Here is a 4,005-nt window from a genome sequence, read left to right as displayed (position 1 = left end):
CCCCCGACCGCCCCCGCACCGCCACGCCCCTCCAGGCGCGGCGCGAGGAGGTGCAGCCGAGCCTGTGGGACCGGCTGATCGACGACCTGCCCGCCATGACGGCCGAGCTCGCCCGGCGCGAGGCGGCGCTGGCCGCCCGCCACGGCCCCGCCCGGCTGGCGGCGCTGCTTGCGGGCGAGGGGCGGGATGGGCTCGACCCCGACCAGGCGCGCGACCTGGCGGCGCTGGCGCAATTGCAGGCCCGCCGCGCCGCCCTGCAGGAACGCGGCATCCTGGTCACGCCCGAGGTGCTGCGCGAGGCGGTGCGTCGCGACATCGAGGATCTGTTCGGCATCGAGCGGCTGGAAGTGCGCTATCTGCTGACCCCGGCCGAGCGCCGCGCCGCACCCCCCGGCATCGCCGGCGGCGCCGAGGATCCGGCCGAGATGCTGGCCGATTTCCCCCATGTCCGCGCCTCGGTGCTGAATTACGGCGTGCCCGCCTTTGCCGGGCGGCGCGCGGGCGATTTCGACCACGAGGCGCTGGCGCGCGAATTGCGCGAGGTGCTGGCGGTGTTCGAGCCGCGCCTGCGCCGCGACACCATCCGCGTCACCGTCCAGCCCGGCACCCGCACCGGCCTGCGCGTGCGCATCGAGGGGCTGTTGCTGATGGCCCCCGCGCCCGAACGGCTGCGGCTGCTGACCACCATCGACCTTGACACGGGCGCCGCCGCCACGGTGCTGGAGGAGGGCTGATGGACCGCGCCTTCCTTGCCGCCTACGAGGCCGAACTGGACCATATCCGCGTGCTGGCCGGCGAATTCGCCGCCCTGCATCCCAACGTGGCACGCAACCTGTCGCTGGACGCCGTGCCCTGCCCCGACCCTTATGTCGAGCGGCTGCTGGAGGGCGTGGCCTTCCTGGCCGCCCGCACGCGGATGAAGGTCGAGGCCGAGGGCCAGCGTTTCGCCGCCGGGGTGCTGGATGCGCTTTGGCCCGACCTGGCCGCGCCGGGGCCGGCCATGGGCATCGGCGTGCTGCAGCCCGGCCCGCAGGTGCAGGCCATGGCGGGCGGGCATCCGGTGCCGCGCGGCAGCCGCTTCATCGCCGCTGTGCGCGAAGGTCTGGCCACCCGCGCCACCTATGCCACTGCGCAGGCGGTCACGCTCTGGCCGCTGGCACTGGGGGCGGCCGATTACCTGCCCGACCGCGGCGCGCTGGCCGCCGCCGGCCTTGCCGCGCCGGGGGCCGAGGCGGGCATCCGCATCGGCCTGCACGCGACGGGACCGGCCGCGCTGTCAGCCTTGGCGCTGGATAGGCTCGACCTGTGCTTTGCCGGCAGCGCGCGGGCGGGGGCGCTGTTCGACGCCATCTTCGGCAGCGGCCTGGGCGCGCTGGCCCGTCCCGCCCGGCCGGGTGCGCAGGCGCTTTCCCTCGGCCGGCCCGGCCTGGTGGGCACCGGCGACGACGAGGGGCTGACCCCCCGCCTGCGCCCCAGCTTCGAGGGGTTCCGGCTGCTGCGCGACTATTTCCTGATGCCGGAACGCTTTCACTATCTGCGGCTGGAGGGGCTCGCCCCCGCCGCCCGGCAATGCGGCGAAGGCGTGGCGCTGGAGCTTGCCGTGCCGCTTTCCCGCCCCGAGCCGCTGCTGGAGGGGCTGGGCCGCGACGATTTCCGGCTCTTCGCCGTGCCGCTGGTCAACCTGTTCGAGAAGGAATGCAATTTCGTCGAACTCGACGCGCGGGCCACGGCGCATCCGGTCCACCCCGACCGCGCCCGCACCCGCGACTTCGAGGTCTATCGCCTGGTCCGCGTCGCCGATGCCGACCGCGAGGGCGCGGACGGGCTGCTCTGCCCCGCCCATGCCCCCGAGGCGCCGCGCCATCCCGGCCCGCTCTGGTGGGCCGAGCGCCGCCCCCGCCGGCCGGCCACCGACGAGATCCGGCGCGGCCAGATGCGCAGTTCCCATGCCGGGCACGACCTGTGGATCTCGGTCTCGCGCGCCGGGGACTGGATGCCGCGCCGGCTGGACATCCGCGCGCTTTGCACCAATCGCGACCTGCCGATCCTGGACGACACGCCGCGGCTGACGCCCGAGGGCGGCGAGCCGGTGATGCGGGTGGATCTGGTCGGCCCGATGCGCCGGCCGCAACCGGCGCTGGCGGGCGCGCCGCCGATGGCCGGACAAAGCGGCGCGGCGGGGCTGGACGAGCTGACCTGGCGGCTGGTGGCGCAGCTTGCCTCTGGCCATCTGTCGCTGGCCGAGGCCGGGCGCGACGGCGCGCCGCTTTGCGCGCTGCTGGCGCTTTACGCCGACCGCGGCGATCCGCGGCTGGCCCGCCACGCCCGCGCCGTCGCCGCCGTCGCCAGCCGCCCGGTGATCGAGCGGCTGGACCTGCCCGGCCCGCTGGCCTTCGGCCGCGGCACCGAGATCACGCTGGAAATCGACGAGGCGCCGCTGGCCGGGGCCAGCCGGCTGCTTTTGCCGGCGCTGCTGGACCGGCTGTTCGCGCGCCACGCCTCGGTCAACAGCTTCGTGCGCACCCGCACCCGCCTTGTGCAGAAACAGGAGGAGATGTCATGGCCGATGCGGCCCGGCCTGCGCCCCCGGATCTGACGCCGGAACCCCCTCCGCCCCCCGGCATCGAGGCCTTCGCGCTGATGCGCCGGCTGGAATCGCCCGGCCGCCGCTTTGGCCATGCCGGCGGCCCGGAACAGGAGCCCGCGCGGCTGGGGCAAGAGATCCGGCTGGGCCCCGCCGCCTGCGAGGTCGCGCGCTTCAGCCCCGCCGAGGGCGACGGCCCCGCCCGCATCGCGCTGGAGATCACCGGGCTGTTCGGCCCCGAAGGCCCGATGCCGCTGCACCTTAGCCGGCGCATGCTGGAACGCATGTCCGAACGCTGGTTCGCCGGCTCCGCCCTGCCGGAACCGGGGGCGGATCGCGCCTTCCTGGAGTTCTGCAACCTGCTGCAGCACCGGATGATGGCGCTTTACTACCGCGCCTTTGCCGAGGCGCAGCCCGCCATCGCCGCCGACCACGGGCGCGAGGGCCGGCTGGCGGCAATGATCGCGGCGCTGGCGGGCCTCGGCCTGCCCGGCATCGCCGAAGCGCTCGACGATCCTGCGCCGGTCCTGCGCCACGCCACCGGGCTGGCCAGCCAGGTCCGCAGCCCCGAGACGCTGGCGGCGCTGCTGTCGGACCTGCTGGACGCGCCGGTGCGGGTGGCCGAGTTCGTGCCCTATTGGCAGGACATCCCCGCCGCCCTGGCCAGCCGCCTTGGCCGCGCCCATGCCGGGCTGGGCCGGGGCGCGATGCTGGGTCCGCGGGTCTACCAGCCGCAGGCGCGGGCCGAGATCACCGTCGGCCCGCTGGGCCTTGCGCAATACCGCCGGCTGGCCGAGGACGGCCCGGAACGGGCAGCGCTGCGCCGCCTGCTGCGCTTTGCCATGGGCGAAGAGATCGGCTTCGACCTGCGGCTGGTGCTGGCCGCGCCCCAGGTGCCGCCGCCCCGGCTGGGCGCGGGCATGGCGCTGGGGCGGACCGGCTGGCTGGGCGACGGCGCCGCGCGGGACCGCGACGACCTGCGCCTGCCGCTGGACGAAAGGCAGGCCGCCTGATGACCCTGCGCCTCACCGTCCTCACAAGCCCCGTTCCCCAGCCCCGGCCCGAGCTGCGGCTGGAGGGCGGCCGGGCGGTGCTGGGGCGCGAGCCGGGCTGCGACTGGCAGATCGACGACCCCGAGATGTTCGTCTCGCGCCGCCATTGCATCGTCGAGGCCACGGCCGAGGGCTGGACCGTCACCGATACCAGCTCGGGCGGGCTGTTCATCGACGCGGCGGCCGAGCCGCTGGGACCGGGCCGCAGCGCCGCGCTGTGCGACGGGATGCGGCTGCGGCTGGGCGACGTGACGCTGGGCGTGGCCGTCGAGGCCGTGGCGGGGGGGGGCACGGCGGCGCCCCCCCCGCCCCGGCCCTGCGCGTCCCCCCTCCTCCCCCCCCCCCCCCCCCCGCCCCCCCCCCCCCCCC

The 4,005-nt window shown here is 76.0% G+C and carries 4 protein-coding genes; all 4 read left to right on the top strand.

Annotation, left to right across the window (positions count from 1 at the left end):
- Nucleotides 1-734, top strand: a 734-nt coding sequence (locus tag IT40_RS25860) for a type VI secretion system baseplate subunit TssE (protein ID WP_036761307.1), incomplete at its 5' end; no start/stop codon positions are given.
- A complete protein-coding gene (tssF, locus tag IT40_RS25855; protein WP_036761304.1) occupies nucleotides 734-2,596 on the top strand; it encodes a type VI secretion system baseplate subunit TssF in 1,863 nt (620 codons plus the stop codon). The genes IT40_RS25860 and tssF, both read left to right, overlap by 1 nt.
- Complete coding sequence (tssG, locus tag IT40_RS25850) at nucleotides 2,560-3,597, top strand: type VI secretion system baseplate subunit TssG (protein ID WP_036761302.1); 1,038 nt, start codon at nucleotides 2,560-2,562, stop codon at nucleotides 3,595-3,597. Before tssF ends, tssG begins: the two co-directional genes overlap by 37 nt.
- Nucleotides 3,597-4,005: FHA domain-containing protein (locus IT40_RS25845; protein WP_036761299.1), on the top strand; the 409-nt coding region annotated here is incomplete at its 3' end. The genes tssG and IT40_RS25845, both read left to right, overlap by 1 nt.

The sequence above is a fragment of the Paracoccus versutus genome (assembly GCF_000763885.1).
GTDB lineage: Bacteria > Pseudomonadota > Alphaproteobacteria > Rhodobacterales > Rhodobacteraceae > Paracoccus > Paracoccus versutus.
This window is presented reverse-complemented; position numbering and strand designations above follow the sequence as displayed.